19 protein-coding genes and 1 tRNA gene are annotated in these 19,427 nt (G+C 30.4%); 4 read left to right on the top strand and 16 right to left on the bottom strand.

The features are described 5' to 3' along the window. Window positions 1–95: 95 nt before the first annotated feature. The 3 genes from K9L97_01135 to K9L97_01125 all read right to left on the bottom strand — a co-directional run bounded on the left by K9L97_01135 (window position 96) and on the right by K9L97_01125 (window position 4,527). On the bottom strand, window positions 96–530 hold the full coding sequence (locus K9L97_01135; GenBank protein ID MCF7871612.1) for a hypothetical protein: 435 nt from the start codon (window positions 528–530) through the stop codon (window positions 96–98). A gap of 424 nt (window positions 531–954) precedes the next feature. Continuing rightward, the gene (pcn, locus tag K9L97_01130; protein ID MCF7871611.1) at window positions 955–1,698 is read right to left on the bottom strand and encodes a proliferating cell nuclear antigen (pcna); all 744 of its coding nucleotides are present in this window, start codon (window positions 1,696–1,698) and stop codon (window positions 955–957) included. 132 nt (window positions 1,699–1,830) lie between these two features. Next, window positions 1,831–4,527, bottom strand: coding sequence for a hypothetical protein (locus tag K9L97_01125; GenBank protein MCF7871610.1), 2,697 nt, complete (start codon window positions 4,525–4,527; stop codon window positions 1,831–1,833). Window positions 4,528–4,582: 55 nt separating this feature from the next. Here K9L97_01125 and K9L97_01120 point away from each other — a divergent pair, with 55 nt between their 5' ends. Further along, a complete protein-coding gene (locus K9L97_01120; protein ID MCF7871609.1) occupies window positions 4,583–7,132 on the top strand; it encodes a hypothetical protein in 2,550 nt (849 codons plus the stop codon). On the opposite strand, the gene K9L97_01115 is transcribed toward K9L97_01120, so the two are convergent. From K9L97_01115 to K9L97_01060, 12 genes are all read right to left on the bottom strand, one after another. Continuing rightward, window positions 7,125–8,435 (bottom strand): MBL fold metallo-hydrolase, encoded by a 1,311-nt coding sequence (locus tag K9L97_01115; GenBank protein ID MCF7871608.1) that lies wholly within the window; start codon window positions 8,433–8,435, stop codon window positions 7,125–7,127. The genes K9L97_01120 and K9L97_01115 overlap by 8 nt on opposite strands. Before the next feature lie 66 nt (window positions 8,436–8,501). Continuing rightward, a complete protein-coding gene (locus K9L97_01110; GenBank protein MCF7871607.1) occupies window positions 8,502–10,208 on the bottom strand; it encodes a cation:proton antiporter in 1,707 nt (568 codons plus the stop codon). A gap of 81 nt (window positions 10,209–10,289) precedes the next feature. After that, a complete protein-coding gene (locus K9L97_01105; protein MCF7871606.1) occupies window positions 10,290–10,745 on the bottom strand; it encodes a hypothetical protein in 456 nt (151 codons plus the stop codon). Window positions 10,746–11,046: 301 nt separating this feature from the next. After that, a tRNA-Leu gene (locus tag K9L97_01100) sits at window positions 11,047–11,277 on the bottom strand. 51 nt (window positions 11,278–11,328) lie between these two features. Beyond that, window positions 11,329–11,967: a hypothetical protein gene (locus K9L97_01095; GenBank protein ID MCF7871605.1), complete on the bottom strand. Its 639-nt coding sequence runs from the start codon at window positions 11,965–11,967 to the stop codon at window positions 11,329–11,331. Between the two features lie 28 nt (window positions 11,968–11,995). Then, window positions 11,996–12,868 (bottom strand): mechanosensitive ion channel family protein, encoded by an 873-nt coding sequence (locus K9L97_01090; GenBank protein ID MCF7871604.1) that lies wholly within the window; start codon window positions 12,866–12,868, stop codon window positions 11,996–11,998. A 44-nt stretch (window positions 12,869–12,912) separates the two neighbouring features. Beyond that, window positions 12,913–13,461 (bottom strand): hypothetical protein, encoded by a 549-nt coding sequence (locus K9L97_01085; protein MCF7871603.1) that lies wholly within the window; start codon window positions 13,459–13,461, stop codon window positions 12,913–12,915. 51 nt (window positions 13,462–13,512) lie between these two features. Further along, window positions 13,513–13,857: a hypothetical protein gene (locus K9L97_01080; GenBank protein ID MCF7871602.1), complete on the bottom strand. Its 345-nt coding sequence runs from the start codon at window positions 13,855–13,857 to the stop codon at window positions 13,513–13,515. A 1-nt stretch (window position 13,858) separates the two neighbouring features. Then, the gene (locus K9L97_01075; GenBank protein MCF7871601.1) at window positions 13,859–14,071 is read right to left on the bottom strand and encodes a hypothetical protein; all 213 of its coding nucleotides are present in this window, start codon (window positions 14,069–14,071) and stop codon (window positions 13,859–13,861) included. 2 nt (window positions 14,072–14,073) lie between these two features. Beyond that, a complete protein-coding gene (locus K9L97_01070; protein ID MCF7871600.1) occupies window positions 14,074–14,853 on the bottom strand; it encodes a hypothetical protein in 780 nt (259 codons plus the stop codon). A gap of 80 nt (window positions 14,854–14,933) precedes the next feature. Next, complete coding sequence (locus K9L97_01065; GenBank protein MCF7871599.1) at window positions 14,934–16,226, bottom strand: MBL fold metallo-hydrolase; 1,293 nt, start codon at window positions 16,224–16,226, stop codon at window positions 14,934–14,936. 57 nt (window positions 16,227–16,283) lie between these two features. After that, on the bottom strand, window positions 16,284–16,835 hold the full coding sequence (locus tag K9L97_01060; GenBank protein MCF7871598.1) for an NUDIX domain-containing protein: 552 nt from the start codon (window positions 16,833–16,835) through the stop codon (window positions 16,284–16,286). A gap of 144 nt (window positions 16,836–16,979) precedes the next feature. Between K9L97_01060 and K9L97_01055 the strand changes: the two genes are divergently transcribed. Genes K9L97_01055 through K9L97_01045 form a run of 3 tightly spaced genes read left to right on the top strand, consistent with a single transcriptional unit; the run spans window position 16,980 to window position 18,639 of the window. Beyond that, window positions 16,980–17,444 (top strand): hypothetical protein, encoded by a 465-nt coding sequence (locus tag K9L97_01055; protein MCF7871597.1) that lies wholly within the window; start codon window positions 16,980–16,982, stop codon window positions 17,442–17,444. An 11-nt stretch (window positions 17,445–17,455) separates the two neighbouring features. Beyond that, the gene (locus K9L97_01050) at window positions 17,456–18,466 is read left to right on the top strand and encodes a hypothetical protein (protein MCF7871596.1); all 1,011 of its coding nucleotides are present in this window, start codon (window positions 17,456–17,458) and stop codon (window positions 18,464–18,466) included. After that, the gene (locus K9L97_01045; protein MCF7871595.1) at window positions 18,463–18,639 is read left to right on the top strand and encodes a hypothetical protein; all 177 of its coding nucleotides are present in this window, start codon (window positions 18,463–18,465) and stop codon (window positions 18,637–18,639) included. Before K9L97_01050 ends, K9L97_01045 begins: the two co-directional genes overlap by 4 nt. Here K9L97_01045 and K9L97_01040 read toward each other — a convergent pair. Next, window positions 18,636–19,088, bottom strand: coding sequence for an NUDIX hydrolase (locus tag K9L97_01040; protein MCF7871594.1), 453 nt, complete (start codon window positions 19,086–19,088; stop codon window positions 18,636–18,638). The genes K9L97_01045 and K9L97_01040 overlap by 4 nt on opposite strands. Window positions 19,089–19,427 lie beyond the last annotated feature (339 nt).

The following is a 19,427-nucleotide window of genomic DNA, read 5'->3' as shown; positions in this document are numbered from 1 at the left end:
TTCTATAACTTCCATAAATTCGAATCATCTGCGGGAAACATTGGACTTTTTCAGGGTAAGACATACATGATTCCCGCGATTTATTAGCGAAATTATCACTTAGCCTCTAGCTTATACTTTTGCACAAGTATTACTCTTGAACCATCCTCAAGGATACCTCCAGTTATAGTAAGATGTTTTCTTGGATCATGCTTAGATATTCCTACATCTACCATCATCTTTGCAGGAATGGGAATACAATAACTCCAGGTTGTTTTTGTCTCGCCATTTGCTAACTTGTAATTTTTCTTTAGCTTGTAGACTTTGTATGGTCTGTAATAATAATCAGATGGCATCTCTGTATAATATGCAAGACCAAGGTTCTCATCTTCATCTCTGTACCTCATTGGAAATACTTCTAGATCTTTACCAAAGAAATTAGCTGCATGAATTGTTGAAATATAACCTGTCCATTGATTTCCAATCTTTCGTGGATTTACTATTTTAATTATGAACTCTTGTGTAAAGTCCTTTCTTTTTATCTGTTTCATAGTTTTACCTCCTTTGCAGTATGTTTTCTATCTTAGAAAAGAGTCTGTGCTCCAAAGCCTTCTGTGAGGCAAAACTTAATCACATCAAAAAATAAATAAAGAAACTTACATCTTGAAGTTATTATTTTCTGATAACTAGAATAGAACTTTCTTTCTTTATATTATTTTATTAGCGTAAATGTTACTAAAGAAAACAGAGTTAAAACTTATTCATCACTAGACATTATTATACTTCATCCAGATGTTATCCGAAAGTATAAGTTTGTAATGGAAACTAGTCCTGAGCGACAAGTTTTATATAGAAAAACGCTCCCTTTAAAGAACAATGGGAGAACTTCATAAACAATTAGGCGTACTCTATAGACGAAAAACAAAGGAATTAGCCAGTTTTATACCCTGGCTCTATAGTCCTGAACTGTACCTATTAATCATTGTCAACTCTAGGTGCTAGTATAAAGCTTAGTTCTAGTTTGTCTATTTCTTTGTATTCTATTGTTATTGGATAATCTTTTGAGAATTTTATGGTTACTGTTTCTGATAGTTTTGATCCTTGCATCATTTTTTTTAAGTATTCTACAGAGTATTTGCTTCTTTGTGGTTCTTCTTCGTCTATTTGTATTTTTACATCATCATTAGGATTTATTTCTACTTCTGCTTTTGTTAGGTCTCCTGACGCGGATATTGATAGTTTGTCTTTTTGTGCTATTAGAGTTACTGATTCTGATACTATGTCTACGTCTTCTATTGCATCATTAAATATCGTGCTTTTCATTGTTATAGTTGCCTTTGCACTTAGTTTTGGTATTTTTTGATCTTTTTCGTCTATGTCTATTAGTGGTAATTCAAAGGTTCTTGTGTTTTTTTCTTTTAGTGTTAATTTTAGTTTATTTTCTGTTGTTTCTATGCTTAGCACGTCTTTTGGTTTTGCTCTTCTTAGTATTTGTTTTAAGCTTGCCATGTTTATTGCGATTGTTGTGTCTTCTTCTAGCTTGTATTCTACAAATGAGCTTGATGGCATTTTGAAGATTACCATTGCTACGTTTGCAGGGTCCATTGCTATTATTTGTAGCATGTCTTTAGTTGCATGCAGTCTGGTTTCAGTTACTAATTCTGATATGATTGCAATACTTTCTTTTAGTAGTTTTGGTTCTGCGAGTGTGAATTTCATTATTTTATCCTCCTCATTAGTGCTAATAATTTGTTGTTCTTTATATACTTTTTTGCTTTTTGTTGATTGACATAAAATATTTATCTTCAGTATAGTAAAAAAGTCGTATTTTCTTGTTATTATATATGTTTATCAATTTTTGTGAGAACAAATTATTTTTTTGACCAACTCATTTGATTCTCCATTAAGATAAGCACTAGCAACTACATTTTTTTCCAGGGTGTTTTCGTGTACTGGAAAGACCCAGTTTATTATTCTACTTATAGTTCCTTGTTCAGGATGAAACTTGTAATGTTTACATTCACAAGAAGAATTATAATCACATATTTTTTGGGGAGTATTTTCAATTGATAATGAAGACTGAGTTTTGTTTGAAAATTCAACTTCTTCCATTCCAAAAAATTTTTTTAATAGTCTTTCATAATTATACTCATATCTAACTTCATCTCCTTTCATTACTTGGCGTTCTATAAATGCGTCTATAAATGGAGCGGTTGCACTAATTGCGTAGTCTGTATGGTCTTTTTTTGCTATTTTTTCATAGATTAATTCTTCTTTAGTTAAATTTCCTTTGTGAAATTGTTCTATTCTGTTAAAAACATATTTCAAAGCTTCTTCAAGATTATTTTCAAACAATATTGTTTCAAAGAATTTATTATATATATCTTTTTCAAATATATTTCTTTCTCCTTTTTTTGAGTTAAAATCTGCTATTCCTTGCATAATTAATTGTCCATTTATGTTTCCTGCAAATCTACCTTTTGTTCCTGAAATAAATGGTCCTTTTCCTTTTATTATTCCAAGTGGTTTCATACGCTCTTTTAATTCTTCTTCTGAAATATTTTCTGATAATAAAATGCTTTCTCCGTTATAATTTATGGGAGGACAGTCTTCAAATAGTGCTTGTACTTTGTTAAAGTAACTCATTAATTCCGTGTTTATTTCTTCTATTTCCTTTTCGTTTCTATGTATTCCAAAGTGCTTGTTAAATTTCCATGCTTCCTTGTGTTTTTGACTGTAAAAGTAAGGGTATTTTGCTAATTGTTCTATCCATCTGTATGCCCTTGCTTTTAGTTTTTCATCTTTTGATGTGCTTGCAAACTTATAGAAGTTTTCAACATCCTTATCTTTACGAAGCAGACTTTTAAATGAACTTGTTAAAGGAAAAAAGTCTACTAAGTATGCGTTTTTTAAACCCTTTTTTGTTTCTATTTTATGATTTTGAAATTTAAAATAATCTGCTGTTAAATTTTGTATTTTATAATCTTTGTATTTTATTTCTTCTTCAAATATTGGTGCTTTGAAACTTTTTATAGATTCAAAAGGATATGCTTTGTTTCTTTTAAAATGGTTCATGTACCAGAATTCTTCTGTTAAAGAGTTTATTCCTGTTGCGTCTATCCTATATCCTATCGAGTTAAAGATTCTAAATAAGTGCAAGTGTTCTGGTAATAAATCTCGAACTATTTTTCCTGTTTTTAATCCGTCGATTGCTGTATATTTAAGAAATTCGATTGCTGCTTTTAAATCTCCATTTAGTGCTCTGTGAGTTATTATTTCAAGTTCTTCGTGGTTGTGTTTCTTTTTTGTTTTTATTCCTGATACATCTTCTCCAACTGCATCCATTTTATTGCTTGGATTCTTCATTATTTTTTGACTGCATGACGAAGGGTCTACATCTATTCGTCCTGGTAGCATTCTTGTTTGCCGGTAATCTATTATTTGTCCTTTGAATTTTGCTTTTTTTCCTCGCATACCAAAATTCTGTATTCCTGTAAATTTTTCTCCGGCTAAATAATCATAGAATAAATGGTAGAATCCGGCGATGAATAATCCTTTAAAGTTTTTATTTAAATATTTTGTTTGTTCAAATTGGTCTTTTACAGTTATTATTTCAAATTCATGTTTTTCTTCATTCCAAGGATTATCAATAATTATTTTATCTTTTCCTGATTTTATTGAAGTTATTAGTTTTTGTTCTCCTGTATCAAGACTTCCAAATACTGCTCCTGTAAGCCTTTCGTTTCTTTTCGAGTCTAGTATGCTATTTATTCCTTGTATGAAGTCTTTTCTATTCATACTTGAAAAATCGTTATGTACTAACTTGTAATTGTAGACTTTAGCAAATTTTATGAAAGTATTTTCTAGTTCATCTCTGTTCATTCCTGTTAATTTTTCTGTCATGGAATATTTTTTGTAATCTGTTGCTTCGTAATCTAAATAATATATTGGCGCTTTTAACAAAGTATCAATTTCCATTCTTTTTTTAGTAAATTTTATTTTTCCATCATGAAATTCTACTATGTTGAATGGAAAGTTTAGTTCCATCATTATTTGCAAAGTGTAATTTGTTGAGTTGAAAAATTGGAAGTATTTTGATAGATACGTTTTCGCCATCATTTTCTCTATCGGAGGCATTATGACGTTGTATGATTCATAGTTTCCATTTCCAAAGGGTCCTAGTAATTTTATTTCTTCGTTTATGTTCTCTAGAAATCTTTCTATTAAGAACATTTTTTCTTGTTTTGCATCTTTTTGTTTTTTTGGCATTTTTTTTTCGAGTGATTTTTGGATATTAGAAATTTCTTGAACATATTTGTCTTCTATTTTTTCTCGAAAACTATTTACTGCTGTTAGAAGTTCTTTTCTGTTTTGATTTTTTAGAAAAGGAGTTGATATTTTGTTTGGTATTTTTATTTTATACCAGTCATTTTCTGAAAATTTTTCAGTTTTTTCATCATAATCCCATACCGCTATATCTACTAAGGAATTTAATCTTCCTTCAAGGGATTTGTCTGATTCGAAATACGTAACGAAATTTGTGACCATTTATTAATAGAAACACTTGATAACTTTTATATATTGTGTTGTTTTTCTTTTAAAAATGGGGGAAATAGATACTAGTTTTGTGGTTAAAAGGTTTTATACGCTTGCAGCTATTCAGCATTTGTTTATTGATCCTTCCAGTAAAGAATTGAGTCCTCAAACATTTCTTAGCAAAATAAGCAAAAATAAGGCGAAGTTAAAAAGTAAAAAATATCCTAAACTAACTCTTGAAAATATAGTTATTGACCAAATAGAAAATAAATTGTATTTGAAAGATAATGAATTTGGACATTCTTCAATAAAAAAAATGGGGCGTCAAATAAGACATATGGAGCAGTTTTATTATTTTTCTAATAAAAATCAAGACAAAGAAAATATTTTTTATGATACTTATCCCATTTTTATTGCTGGAACTTCTATTGCTACCCCTTATAGTAATGAAAAATTAGGTCTTGATCCATATAGTAATTTGCATCTTTTTAGCACAATATTTATTGAATCTATGAATTCATTGGGTTTTGATAGGGAATTTGTTGAAAAGCTTCGTCTTGTTTATGTTCAGCCTGAAGTGTGGATTCAAAAACCTATTTTTACAGACAAGGGTTTTGGTTTGCAAGAAGTTCTTAAGTCTCAAATAGAAAAAATAAATGATGATGCTTCTGGAAATGTTAAGTATGGGTCGATGGAAAAATTCGATGATGTTTCTCCTAAAGTTGGAAATTCTTGGTTTAAACCTGAGCTTTTATCTAAGAAAGAATTAGAAAAGAAGTATTCTCTAGCTCCGGATATGTTTGCAGAAAATTATGATCCTGTGAAGTTTAATCCTGAATTTGCTTTAGAACGTATGAAATTGGAAGTTGAGGCGAGTCTTGAAGTTATGTCTTTAACTTTCGGAAATATTATTGATAATGTGCATGATTATTGTTTTGATAATTTTTCAAGACTTGGTTTTAATGGCATACCAATTCATATGGAAAAGACAAGTTCAAGTTTTGAGATTATGCAAAGAGCTGTTAATAAAGCTTCTTCAAAATTGCTTAATCCTGTGAATGGCAAGCCTCGTTTGAAAAATACAGGAGGAGAATATGGCCCTCTTAATGGTCTTGACATGCCAAAACTTGGCATATGTGAACCGAGAGCAATGGGACGTCTTTTTGGCATGATTGATAATATGCATATGCAATACACTAAAAAGTTTAAGAGAAAAAGTTTACAGATATCAATTAAAAAGCCGGATAATTTAATTGAATTCGTTTCGCTTCCTAAGTATCCCTGGATGCTTCTTGAAAAGGGAACCGAAAATAAATGGCCTAATGGACACGCTCTTATTGATTATTTGTTTAAGAAACCTAATGATTATGATTTGGGAAAGATTCATCTTGAGCTTATTGACAGATTTTCTTATACTCATAGAATTGGTTGGAGCAGAAAAGAACCAAGACTTGCAATTATTTTTGGAAATAATAAGAGCATATATGATGGTTTCAGAAAAGATAATAAAGAAAATGTTAGGTGGTTTCCTGAATTTAAGGATAAAAAGATATTAACGCCTGATAAGTTAAAAGATAATATTACAAGTGGCATAGATATCTTTGAATTAGACGAAGTTCCAGGAAGAGACATCAGCGTTATTTCTGATTTCAGAGGCTCTGAACTTTCACTCCCGACATCTCCTAAGTTCTCTAATCAATATTTTGATGAATTGTTTGAAGGAAATGCATATGTTGGTTGCACTTTAGAGAAAATTATAGGAACTATTCCGATTGAGACACGAAATGCCTTGATAAAAAAGGCATTGAATTACATAGGAGACTTTACTAAAGATAATTTTTTAAAATATAGAGATTCAGATAGTTTTAACAGTATTTTTGCTATGAGAGGAACTGCTATTCATGCATTGACAACTGAGCCTTATCCTGATTTAGTTCATTATCAAACTTTAGAGAAAGCAGGAATTGAACCTGTTAGCTCTGATAATTATTCTGAGACGACATTTGCAACTAAATTTAAGTTTCCTGGAAAGCATAGCATGCAAGAGTTTTCTGTTTCATTGCATCCTGATGTTTATCTTTTCCTTAAGAAAGGAGAGAATACTTTTGATTTATTTATTAATGATACTAAGACAAACAGAGTTACTCATTATCCTGAACATAAATATATGGCTCAATTATTTTTTTATCATTTTACTATCAAATCTGTTGTTGAAAAAAATATGGGAATAAAAATAGAGAATTTGTATGCAAGTCTTGATAAAAATGCTTTTTATTATGGTTTTCAGGGAAAGGGGAGCTTTGTTATTCCTCATAATGAACACAGACCTATGCAAACTTCCCCGATAATTAGGTTTGATAAGGATCACATTTTCCATAAGGGCATTCAGCATCTTGTTGGTCAAATTATGGAAGAAAAAGAAATGTTAAGAACTGATATTAAGGAATTTATTGAATATAAGACTTATCAACATGATGTATGTCATTCTTGTACTAAATGTTATGATGAACATAAGTTTGTATGCGATTATTTAAACAGGAAAGCTGTTGCGGGAATTGATATTAAGCCCGCGCTTAGCAATAAAGCTACATTAAATGATGTGGAACATCTTATTTAAGATATATTTTTGAGAAATTTTGAAGTATGTGTATGTTTTCGTCTTTGTATCCTAATTTTTTGCAGTTTTGTTTTTGTGCTTGTAACATTTCTAAGTCTCCGTGAGTTGGTATTATGTTTTCTGGTTTTATTGTTTTTATTAATTGCTGGTGATCTTCTTGGTATGCGTGTCCTGATGCGTGTATGTCTTTTATTATTTCTAAATTTCTTGCTTTAAGTTCGATTTCTAATTTTTCTCTATTTTGAAAGCATTCTTCTGTGGGTATTATTTTGCAAGAAAATATTATTGTATCTTGGTCATTGAAGGGGAAAAATTTTCCTTTGCTCATTCTGCTTAATACAGACCTTGGTTCTCCCTGATGACCTGTTACTATGAAGACTTTGTCTGTTGTGATTTTGTTTTGTTTGAAGTATTTTTCTATTGCTGATCCGTATTTTATTATTTCTGCTTTTTTTGTCAAGTCTGTTAAGTTTGCTTTTTTTGCTGCAGTTATATATTTGTTCATACTTCTTCCAACAAATACTGGAGTCCGACCTATTTTTTTTGTTATTTCTGTTATTGTTTTAAGTCTTGCTATTTGTGATGAAAATGTTGTTATTACTAAGTTTTTGTTTTTGTGATTGTTTTCTTGCATAACTATTTCTAGTTGTTTTTTTGCCTCTGCTTCTGAAGTCGCTTTTCCTTGACTTTGAGAATATAATGAATCTATTATTAGTGCTTTCACATTTTTTAGCTTACTAAGTGCTTGAAAGTTGGTTTTTTCTCCTAAGACTGGGTCTTCATCAAATTTAAAATCGTTAGCGTATACTACTGTGCCTTCTGGTGTGTGTACTGCAATTATAACTGATTGTGGTGTTGAGTGTGTTACGTGTATAAATTGTATTTTGAGGTTTTTAGAGACTTTAAATTGGCTGTTTGTTTTTTTTGTTATTAGTTTAGTGCCTGTTTTTGTTTTTTTATCATCAAGGATTGCTTTTATTATTTCGATGGTGAATTTTGTTCCGTATATGGGTGCTTTTATTTTGTTTATGAAGTGCGGTATTGCGCCTATATGATCTAGGTGTGCATGGCTTATTATTATTCCTTTTATGTACTTTAATTCTTCGCGTACTGCGTCAAGATCTGGAACTGCTTGCTCCCTTATTAAGAGGTCTAATGGCATTTTTTCATTTTCTTCTTGTATTGGAACATAATTTTCCATCATCAACCCTAAATCGAGCATTACTGCTTCGTCTTTCCATTTAACGATTGTGCAGTTTCTTCCTATTTCGCTGTATCCCCCTACAGGAATTATTTCTATCATGTTATTTGTACTTCCTTTTATTTTATATAGTTAATCTTTTGTGTAGTGTTTTTATTTTTTAAGAAGTTAAATGGTTTTATCACTTTGATTTTCTTTTCTTATTTTTTCTAGTCTGTTTTTGTGTTTTAGTTTTTCTTTCAAAATTTTTTTTATGTCAAACCCGTGTTTTTCTAGAATTGCAGAGGCATGAAATCCACCAACCATATGAGGCACTATCACGTAAGTTGCTCCTTTTTCATATAGTTCTAAGGCTTCTTCGGCTTCATTTGCCATCATAAATATCATTATGTTTTTGTTTTTTTCTTTTACTAAATTTATTAGCATGGCATTTGAGTCAAAGTCTGTTATCGTTGATATTAGAAGTTTCGTGTTTTTAAGGTCTATTTCATTTATGGTTTCTATGTCTGAAGCATCCCCATACACAACATCTGTGCCTTCGGTTGTTAGTTTTTTTATTGTTTCTGGATTGTAATCCATAACTAAGGTTTTTTGTTTTTGTTTTTTTAGCATGTGCAGTATTTCAAATCCTGTTCTGTTACAACCTATCATGAATACCGCGTATTCTTTTCCGATATGTGTATCGTATTGATCTTTCTTTTTTCCTTTTATTTCAAAGATATTTAGTAAATTTTTGATTTTTCCATATATTTTTTCTGAGTACATTATCATATATGTTGAGCCTGCTATTGTTATTAAGCCAACCATTGTCACTATAGATACTATTGTTTCTGTTAGTTGGCCTAGATTTAGTCCTAATGCGACTAAAATTAAGGAGAATTCACTTATTTGTGCAACTGTAAGTCCTGCCATAAAACCGTTTTTCTTAGTGTATCCTGATATCCCCATTAGTATCATAACAATTATTGGGTTTCCTATTAAGATGAATGCTGAAAGTATTAGGATTGTTGGTAAGTGTCCTATTACGTCTTGTATTATTAGTTGTGATCCTAACAATATGAAAAATAGTATTAGGAAAAAATCTCTCATACTCCTTAGTTTTGAAGAAATCTCGTGTCTGTATTTGGATATACTAAGAGTCATTCCTGCTACTAGTGCTCCTATTTCTATTGAAAATTCTACTAAGTGAAATATGCTTGCAACTATTAATACCCAAGAGATTGATAGTAATAATAGAAGTTCTTGGTTTTTGGCGGTTTTTTCTACTATTTTTTGTAAAAATGTGAATCCAAACAATAGTATTATCGCAATTATTCCGACTCCTTTTAGTATTGTTTCTGTTACATTCATCAATATGTTGCCTGATTGGCTGGCAAGTGCTGGAACAATCATGAGTATTAGTGCAGCAATTATGTCTTGAACTATTAAAAAGCCCATAGATATTCTTCCGTAAAGTGTTTCTAATGCCCCTTTGTCAGATAGTAGTTTCATTATTATTATGGTGCTACTAAAAGTTATTGCGATAGCTATGTATATGCTTTCTGTTAGATTAAAGCCTATTGTTAGGCAAATAATAAGTCCTGCGATACTTGTAAATAGAACTTGTCCTAAACCTGTTATTATAGATATTTTTCCTGTATCTTTTATGTGTTTTGGGTTTAGACTTATACCTACTATGAATAGTAGAAGAGCAATTCCTATTTGTGAGAGTAAATGTATTGTTTCTGTATTTTCTATTAAGTTCAAGAAGTATGGTCCTGCAATTATTCCTGCGATTATGTAGCCTATTATACTTGGTTGTTTTAGTGCTCTTATTATAAATGAGATTATTAGTGTTAGTAGTATTATTGTTCCTAGTTCTAAGAATGGATCCATATTATTAAAAAGTGAAATTGATGCTTTTTAAAGTTTTTTAATAACTCGAATATAAGAAAAAACAGAAATGAGCAAATAGAATTACTCCTTCTTTGTGTTCAATACTCTTTCTACGTATTGAGAAACTATATTAAAAACAGGTGTAAAATCAACTTTATAATCATCCATGTTTTTTTGATCTTCTGGAAACTCAGTTCCTACAGCAACTTCGAGCTTAGATCCTTGTTTATCTTTTCTGTCGTCTACATTAAAAAGTTCAAGACTTATGCCCCACTTAATGTTACCTAAAGTTCCTTCGTAGGAAACATTGTCTTCAGGACAATGATCCACCTTAGTTAAATAAACTTCTTTATTGTTTTTTATTACATCCTGAAGAGCTATTTTGTCAATATTGTTTATTTTATACGTCAATTCAAATGAAAAATCTGAGCCGCTAACAATATCCCCTGCACTATCAATTTCATAGACAGAATCTTTGAAGGGGATCATATCATACAAGTCTCTAATTATTCTTAGAGCATTCAATTCATCAATCATGTAAACAGAGAGCCGAATGAAATATATAAATATTACTATTTTGTGGTGATTAAAGAATAAATCATCACTTTTGTTCTGTGCCTTCCCCCTCTCTTCACGTTACCAGACTTAAAATTCAGTAGACTTTATGCCTGCTTTTTTGGTCCATACAAGGAAAATAAGCATTCTGCACAAAGGAAATCAATAATTTCCGTGTACTAAAAAACCCTTTTTACGCATCCAAAAATTTCTAATTTTGAGAAGATGGAGAGGGAGACATCATCACTTTCGTTCTGTGCCTCACCCTCATTCAATTTACTCATGAGGGGGGAGGGATTCGAACCCCCGAACCCACTAAGGGAACAGATTCCTCAAATGTTTCCTTGCTTTTAGCAAAGTTTTCTTAGCGGAATAGCTTTTGTTTATTCATCGCCTCTTGGCTCATCACTCAAACAAACTGTTCGTGCGGTCTTGTACCGCGCTTGACAATGCGTTCAATGAGCGCAATCATTGCTTGAGTCTGTCACGTTTGACCAGACTTCGCTACCCCCTCATTTATGAGCAATGTGAATAAGAATTTGTTTGGTTTTTTAAATTTATTTGCTTATTGACAGAAATATCCTAGTTCGTTTAGCGTGTTAAGTATTGTTCCTGAATCTTTATTTTTCGTTTGTTTGTCTATTTCAACGTATAATTTGTCTTTTTTGTATTTGAGTTGTTCATAAATTACGTAATCTCCAGCTTTTACTTTTGAAATATTTATGCTGTATTTCGGGTAATTTGTGTCAAGAGACGGGTTTATTTTTTCAAAAATCATTTTAATTTTATAGTACTTTAAAGTTCCTCCATCATCACAGTTTACGTCTTTATAATCTAAAAATTCTTTTTTTGCATATTTGAACTCGTCAGAACTAAAAGCATTTTTTTCAAGAAATTCTTTTGGAGGAAACATGTTTTGAGTTAATTGATCAGCAAAGGATTGTGACACAAAATAAGTTATTCTTATAAATCCTTTTTGATTTTCTTCTTGAAGACAATCATACATTCTTAATGCGAATTGTTTATTTGATTCCATAGTTTCTCCTTCTGATAATAAATCAGATTTTCTTTCCAGTACGGTTTTAGTGCAATTTTCTGGGGCAGAAGGAAAATCATAAGTTACATTTTGAGAGCAAGAAGTTAATATTATTGTGATTGTTATTAAAAGAATTAAGAATATAAACGCATTTTTCACATCTTTCATTTTTTATATATTTTTGGAATCTATTTTTTTATTTTCTTTTTCTTTTTTGCTTATCTTGTCTTAAATAAACTGTTCTGTGGGGGAAAGGTATTTCTATTTCTGCTTTATCAAACTCCTGTTTTATTTTTTTGTACATATCTGTTTTTAGCTCGAATGCGTCTCCAGGATTTGCTGACCATGCCCACGCTCTTAATAATACTGAAGAATCTCCAAGTTGCATCACTCTTATTGGTATTTTGTCTTTTTGATCCTTTTTATCTTGTTCTGATCTATTGTCTATGAGTTTTGGGTGTTTGTTTATCTCTTTTCTCATTATTTGCATCGCTTTGTCGATGTTCGAACTGTAACTTATTCCTATTTCTATGTGAGAGCAGACTTTTTCATCTTCTATGTTGAAGTTTTCTATTATTTCATTGCTTATTACTGAGTTTGGGACAACATATCTTTTATTTTCAAAGTTTCTAACTATTGTGTGTCTTAATGTTATGTCTTCTACTGTACCTGTGAATGTTTGAAATTTCACTATGTCTCCTACTCTGAATGGTTTGAATATTGCTATGAAAATTCCGCTTATTATATTTGAGAATGCGGCTTGGCTTGCAAAACCAATAACTACTGCCAGTATTCCTGCGCCTGCTAGCATGCTTACTGCTAATGTTTGCAGTCCCGGAATCAGGGTTATTATTATTGTTAGGCCTATCATATATATTATTACGGAGATTAAGTATTTTGATACTGCAAGTCCTGTTTTGTCGTCTTTTTTTATTTCGTGGTTTTGTTTTAAGCTTTTGTTTATTGCTGCTCTGATGATTTTTTCAAGAATGAAAGTTATTAGTGCCGTTAGAAGTATTAGGATTATTCGTCCCATGCTCACTCCGAAAAAAGTTATATTTTCAAACATAATTACCATTATTGTGTTCCCCTTTATATATTTTTATTTCAGAATTAATTTTTAGCATTTCTTAGAAATCTTGAAATATATTCGTGTGCGTTGGCTGCAGATAGAGTTAATTTTTTTGCTGATTTGTTATAATCTTGTTCTAGTATTTCCACTGTTTTTTTGTGATTTGAGGGATTTATTCCTTGTTTATTTTTTATACTTTCATAGCTTTCTTTTAAGATTTTTGTTATTCTATTGTATTCTTTAGAAAATAAGCTTATTTCTTCCCGTACAAGTTTTAGCTGGGTTTTAGCATCTATTAAGTCTTTAGCTGAGTTGTCAGAAGATATATTTTCTAAAATGTCCAAAAGTTTTTTCAAAGAGTTTTCTTTGTCTATTAATATTAAGAATATTTTTTCGTGTTTTTCTATTAAAGCGTCTAATTCTTCATTAATATTTGATGTGCTTTCTGCTAAATCAGATAATTTTAGTATTGATGATTTCAAAGAAGGATATTGTGCTTTTATGTTGTTTCCATTTCCAACTATTATAAAATGAATGTCGATCAGATTAGTTGATAAATTTTCTATTGATTTTCTTATATTATTATCCATTTACATAAAATTTGCTTAGATGTTTATTAATTTATCTTTTTTTAGAAAGTATTATTCTATTTTGGCTAGTTTTTCTTCTATTTTTTTTAGTGTGTAGTCTAATCTGTCAAGGTCGGTCATTCTTGGTGTTTGTTGTGTTGTTTGCGGGATTTTTTTTATTCTTTTTAGTGTTTCAGTTTCTTTTTTTAGTTCTTGATTAGGCAAGATTTTGTTTAATTTGTCTATTTGTTTTTGTATCTGATTCATTTTTTCTGTTATTTCTGTTATTGTTTCTTGTTTTTTTAATTTTATGTTTTCGGTTTTCTTTTGATTTGATAGAGCTAGTATTGATTCTCTTGCTGTTAAGAGTATTTGTTTTCTTATTGCTTTTGGGTTTTTTATTTTTGAGAAGTACATTTTAGTTCAGGTATTTTTGCATTTCTGATACTTGTTGTTCCATCATATCTATTTTGTCTTGCCATTCAGTTACGCTTTGTTCTTCTTCTTTTCTTATTTGTTTTAGGGTTTCTATTTTTTCTTTTGCTTGGAATATGAGTTTTTTTATTTCGTTAACTATTATTTCTACTTTTTCGTATTCTTCTATTTTTATGTAGATTGGTTTGTTGTCCATATTTACACCTGTTGGTTTATTTCAAATATTCTTTCGTCTAAGTCCATTAGTTTTGATTTTATGGTTTCTATTATTTTTTCTGTTTCTTTGTATAGTTGGTCTTGTTGTTCTTGGTGTTTGTTTATTTTTGAAAGTATTTCTTTATGCGCATTTGATTCTTCTTTTATTTCTTCTTCTGATTTTAGAAAGTTTTTGTAGTTTTCTTTTTCTATGTATTCTTTGTTTTTGTCTGGTTTGGGTGTTTTGAATTTTGGTAGTTCCTTGTTTTGTGTTGTATTTGGAGCATTTGATGTGTTTAGGTTTGGTGATGTGTTTAGATTGTCAAATTTATTTTTATTTTGTTTCTGGTTTTTGTATTCTGAAGTATTTAGTTGTTGATCTTCTGGATTTGTTTGGTTGAACTCATCTTGTTCTTGTTTGTTTGTTTTTTGTGTTGGTGTTTCTTTTTGTATTTCTTTTTTTTCTATTATTTTTGATGATTCTGGTTTTGTTTCTTCTGTTGGTTGATTTAGTATTTTATTTAGATCTTGTTGTTCTTTTATTTGGTTTGAGTCTATTTGTGTCTCTTTGTCCATTTCTGGTAAAAATTCATTTACATCCAAGTCAAAGTCAAGGTCATCTTCAGAGAAGTCAGGTACTTGAAATGATGCGTTTTCGTCATTTACAGTCGTTGTTTTTTGTGGGTTTAGAGGCGTATTTAGTGGTGATAGTTTTGGTTGTTGCGTATTTTCAGAAGTTGTTTTGTTTTCTTCTTTTTTCTTTCCAAAGCCAAAAAATCCCATGTTTTAAACCCCTTTTTTGTATTTATAAATAATTTCTTAGGCAAGTATTAAAAGTTTTGTTTTCATTTTGTAATGATTAATTATATTTTTTGTGTTGAACCAACTTGTGGAGAATATATTTTTGCTTTCGTGTTTTTTTTGGCCCATTCTGCTAATGTACTTATTGCTTCTTTATCTCCGTGTTGAAAGAATATTTTTTTTGGATTTAGTTCTTTTATTAGTTGCATTATGCCTTGCGAGTCTGCGTGTCCTGAAAAATCATATTTTTCTATTTGGCATTTTATTTTTGTTTTCCATCCGTCTAAGTATATATAGTGATCTTCATATAGGTGGCGGCCATTTGTGTTTTTGCATTGAAATCCCATTAAGCAAATTTTATTTTTTGGGTCGTGCCATAATTCTTTTATGTAACTCAGTACAGGCCCTCCTTGTACCATCCCGCTTGTTGTTATGAAAATTCCTTGTTTTTTTAGAACTGATTTTCTTTTTCTTGGGCTGCTTATCCAGTGCACTTTTTCATAGAACATTTCTGATAATTTTTTTTTGTTTCTTACATATTTGCTTGGTGTTTGGAGTATTTTTCTTGTTATTTTGTTGCACATTCCTTCTGTATATATTGGTACTTTGAATTCTTCGTCTGCTAGCATTAAAAGTATTTCTTGTGCTCTTCCTAAGGCGAATGTTGGTATTAGTACAGAGCCGCCATTGTTTATTGTTTGTTTTATGCTTTGTATGAATTTTGTTCTTAGTTCTTCTCTATTAGGGAGTTCTCTATGGCCATACGTTGATTCTGTTATTAGAACGTCTACTTCTTCGTCTATTAGTTCTTTTGATATGTGTGCTTTCCACATAAGATATGAGTCCGTCGTATTTATGTCTCCTGTATATAATATTCTTTTTCCTTCTGCTTCAACTAGAATCATTGCAGATCCTGGTATGTGTCCTGCATTTAGGAATTTGAATTTTATATTTCTGTGTTTATACCAGGTGTCATAATTTACGAATAAAGAATCTCTGTATACTTCTTTTATGTCATCTCTGTCGTATGCTGGATGAAGATTTCTTATTCTTGCTATTTTATACGAGTCTTTTAGCAATATTCTAGATATTGCAAGCGTTTGTTTTGTGGAAAATATTGGCCCTTTTAGATCTTTATTTTCAAATAAAGGCAATCCCCCTGAGTGGTCTAAGTGTGCGTGACTTAGGAAAACTCCGTCTAATTCTTTTATTTCTAAAACTTTTTCTGGAAATAGCAGTCCTCCTTCAGAAAATTTTACGCCTACGTCAAATAGAAATCTATCACCATCTTTTAGTCTTAGTTCGATGCATGATCTTCCTACTTCTTGTGCTGCTCCGTGAAATTCTAGTTCCATATTTACTTGTTAGTGCGTTAGTTTTTAAAATTTGTGATAAAATACTTTGGGAAGAGATTAGTCAAAAAGAAATTTTCTTAGTTTTTCTTTTTCTCCTTTTGTATGATTTATTCTAAATAACATTTCTTTAAATGATTTGTTTCTAAATCCTGGTTTTTCTGTTTCTTTGAATAATTCATTAAATGTTAGGAATTTTAATTTTATTTTTTCTCCATTTCCTGGTTTTGGTTCTTGTATTTTATTGCAATTTTTTGCTACATAGTAGTGTGTTTCCCAGTTTAGTTGTTTCCCAAAGTTTGTTTTTTTCCAAAATATTAATTTTGTTGGTTTCATTCCTGTTTCTTCTAACAGTTCTCTTTTTGCTGCTTGTTTGGGAGTTTCCTTTGCATCAATTTGTCCGCCTATCATTCCTGTGAATTTCCCCCTATGTGGTTGCTCTTCATCAGACAGAATTATTTTGTTTTCATATACAGGTATTATTTGTACGGATGACTTTCTTTTTATTGCTTCGTAGGTTGCTGTTTTTCCATCGTAAAGTTTTTGTTCCCATTGATAAACTGTATACATTATTCCCGAGAATACTTTTTTTGCTTGTTTAGGTAGCTTCATGATTATTTTGTGTTTTATTTTTTAGTTAATAAATTTATCGAATATATTTTCCATATAGCAAATAATTATTTTGACTACTTTTTAATGGTAAATATTCAAAAACTTTATATATTATAGAATATTATCACATAAAGAGGCGATAATATGGATCAATTCAAAAAAAACGTTAAAGAATCATTCAAAAACGTAAGAGCTCATGTTAAAAAAATGGAAGAAGAACTTTCAAAAATGCAAAAAGCAAATTCTGAACTAAAAAAGACATTAACTCAAATAAAAAGAAAAAATGAATCGATAGAAAAGAAAGTAAAAAAAACAGCAAAGAAAAAAGTTGCGAAAAAAACTGTAAAAAAAGCAACAAAAAAGAAAGCTGCAAAGAAAAAAACTCATAAAAAAAGTATGTCAAGAGATGCAAATCTTGTTGCATGCAACCAAGATCATGAAATGGCTCAAGTTCTAAAACACTTTGAAAAAACAAACAGCAAAGAAAACAGAGAGTCGATGAAAAGATTATGCAAGCAGTTCAAATCAAGCAAATCTGCTGGAAAAAACAATAGAGAAAACTTCTACAAATACATTAAAAGAACAGCAACGTTCAAAAAGATGAAATAAAAGGAGTAAAAATGAAATTCAAAAACATACCACAAAAAATAAGGCAAGGAAGATACAAATATTTTGTCCCTACAAAAAAGAAAAGAGAAGAAAATGAAAGAATATTGCTAGAAAAACTTAATTTTATCTATGACAAAAATTGGAATCCCAATTTTGGTGATTTTTTAAATATGGAAGGAGTTTGGAACGTATTCACAAGACCAGAAAAAGAAATAGAAACACTCGAAGAAAAAAAATTAATTCTTCCACCGAGTTTATTTTTGATGTATACAAACAAAAAAAACCACACAAGCATAAAACTGGATTATAATAGTCAAGAAGTAAGTACTAATGAGACTGGGCTGCCTGTATGTATATATGGAAATGCCGTAGACATTATGAATAGCGTAACAAATGAAATCCTAGAACAAAAATTATTATCTTGGCCCCCAAAATTTATCAATGAGGAAAAAGGAAGGAATATAGGTAAAGCCATAGGAACATCAGCTATGTTCGGAACTGTTATTTATGGACTTGTAGATTATGGACAAGAATTAAATGGAACCTTAGAAAATCCCTCTTTTATTCATGATTATCTAAAAGAAATAATGCCCGAAGCAAAAGATGCAATCACACTAAAAGATTTAGGTTTGATGACTTTAGGGCTTGCTGCTCCTTTATTAGTATTAAAATTAGGTCCGGAATATGGCCTTTATTATTTAGGTAAATGGGCCGACAAAAAAAGAAGTGAAAGAATTGTAAAAATTCCTCATGTAAAAACAAGTTATGGAAAAAAAGCTTTTGAACAAATGGAAACGGAAGCATATCAGGTTATATCTGCTAAAAGAGATATGGAACTGTTTAATAAATTTGGAGAAGGGATGAGTAAAGACAAGTTTGCAGCATATAAACGCCTTGTGGAGTCTACAAACACTCACATTCCACAAAATCAAACAGAGCTTATAAATGATATTGCTAAATTTACGAACACACAAAAAACCCATGAATTTTATAATCAGATAAAAAAAGAGGAAAATAAATGAGCTTTCAAAAAAACGTTGTTGAATCATTCAGAAAAGTCAAAGAAGACATGATTAGAATACAATCAACATTAGATTTGGTTCTGAAAGAAAATGAACTTCTTAAAAAAGAATTAGAAACGCTAAAAGATAAACAGAAAGAAGCAGAAATAAGACTTAAGCTTATGAAACACTAATTAAGATAATTTTCAAAAATTGCTCTCTTGAAATCGTGACTCATTTTATACCTTGATAAGTTGTTCAAATCAATAAGTTTCCAACTTTGATGTTCATCGCTAAGAACTAATTTTTTTTCGAGAACATCTTCTTTCAGAGGAACATCGAGTTTTCCTTCGAGTAAAACATTTTTGTGATATTTTCCATTCCTATAAGAATAGAATCTTCCTAAGTATTTTGCGGATTTTAGCTTTCTTCCTGTTTCTTCAAGAACTTCTCTTTCAGCTGTTTGAAGTATTTTTTCATCACTTTCAGCTTTTCCTCCTGGCAAGTCTTTAAGATTTTTTATTTTATAATCTGAAGGTCTAACTAAAGAAAGAATTTTTCCCTTATAAGGTATTACTACATAAACATTATGCCCTTGGCTTATATTGTTTACACTAATTGTTGAAAAAGATCCATCTCTCAAAAGCATACCCCCTATGAAAGGTAATATAAAACCATTTATACAAATTGTGGAAGATAATATTTATTTTCCATAGAGAAAATAAAGAAAATCGCCGCTCTGAGTCTGCTAAGAAACTAAAAGTTTCTTGCACACAGAAATCAAAACTGATTTCTTCGCGAATCTCCGCCCTAAATGCACAGAAACAAAGTTTCTGGCACAACAAAAATCAAGATAAGTTAAGAGCACCCACCTCTGAAGAAGTGGGTATGCTTCGCACCTAGCGGTGCTCGGCTCTTAACTTTCAATATTCACGTAAAGATTTTTGCAAATCTTTATGTTGAGACTGTTGGATATATTTCC

The organism is Candidatus Woesearchaeota archaeon, from assembly GCA_021735165.1.
In the GTDB taxonomy this organism is placed as follows: Archaea; Nanobdellota; Nanobdellia; order Woesearchaeales; family 21-14-0-10-32-9; genus JAIPET01.
The sequence above is the reverse complement of the archived record's forward strand: the minus strand, read 5'-3'. Positions and strand labels throughout refer to the sequence as shown.